Below are 1,164 nucleotides of genomic sequence, written 5' to 3'. Positions count from 1 at the left end.
TCGCGCCGATGCTTTTCTAGGCAGCATAGGATCACCAAATCACCCCACAAACGGGGCGCCTATCAGGTCTCAGGATCATGAACAGCGGATTTGCCTACCGTTCTCCCTACACCCTTGGACCAGGTCAATTCCATTGCCTGGCTCGGCTACCTTCCTGCGTCACACCTGTTAATACGCTGACCTCACAACATCGGTTCCCACCACATCAACCAACAAAACACCCGAAGGCATTAGCGCTAGAATCCGTCATGGTTAGCATCCATCGCTCAGTATGGGCGGTCCTTCGCCGGTACGGGAATATCAACCCGTTGTCCATCGACTACGCCTGTCGGCCTCGCCTTAGGTCCCGACTAACCCAGGGCAGATTAGCTTGACCCTGGAACCCTTGATCATTCGGCGGACGGGTTTCTCACCCGTCATTCGCTACTCATGCCTGCATTCTCACTCGTATAGCGTCCACCACTGGTTTCCACCGCAGCTTCACCCGCTATACGACGCTCCCCTACCCATCCAAACGTCCAATAAAAACCAGACAAATATTTGAATGACGCAACTTCGGCGGTGTGCTTGAGCCCCGCTACATTATCGGCGCGGAATCACTTGACCAGTGAGCTATTACGCACTCTTTCAAGGGTGGCTGCTTCTAAGCCAACCTCCTGGTTGTCACAGCAACTCCACATCCTTTCCCACTTAGCACACGCTTAGGGGCCTTAGTTGGCGTTCTGGGCTGTTTCCCTCTCGACTATGAAGCTTATCCCCCACAGTCTCACTGCTGCGCTCTCACTTACCGGCATTCGGAGTTTGGCTAAGGTCAGTAACCTTGTAGGGCCCATCGCCTATCCAGTAGCTCTACCTCCAGCAAGAAACACGCAACGCTGCACCTAAATGCATTTCGGGGAGAACCAGCTATCACGAAGTTTGATTGGCCTTTCACCCCTACCCACAGCTCATCCCCTCCATTTTCAACTGAAGTGGGTTCGGTCCTCCACACGCTCTTACACGCGCTTCAACCTGGCCATGGGTAGATCACTTCGCTTCGGGTCTAGATCACGCCACTCAAACGCCCTATTCAGACTCGCTTTCGCTACGGCTACCCCACACGGGTTAACCTCGCGACGTAACACTAACTCGCAGGCTCATTCTTCAAAAGGCACGCCATCACAG

The 1,164-nt window shown here is 54.0% G+C and carries 1 rRNA gene (running past both ends of the window); it reads right to left on the bottom strand.

The annotated features are described in order from the left end of the window. Positions 1 to 1,164, bottom strand: a 23S ribosomal RNA gene (locus tag ACIOWL_RS21120) (it extends past both window edges: 1,426 nt to the left, 733 nt to the right).

Source organism: Glutamicibacter sp. NPDC087344 (genome assembly GCF_044744225.1).
Lineage (GTDB): Bacteria > Actinomycetota > Actinomycetes > Actinomycetales > Micrococcaceae > Glutamicibacter.
The sequence above is the reverse complement of the archived record's forward strand: the minus strand, read 5'-3'. Positions and strand labels throughout refer to the sequence as shown.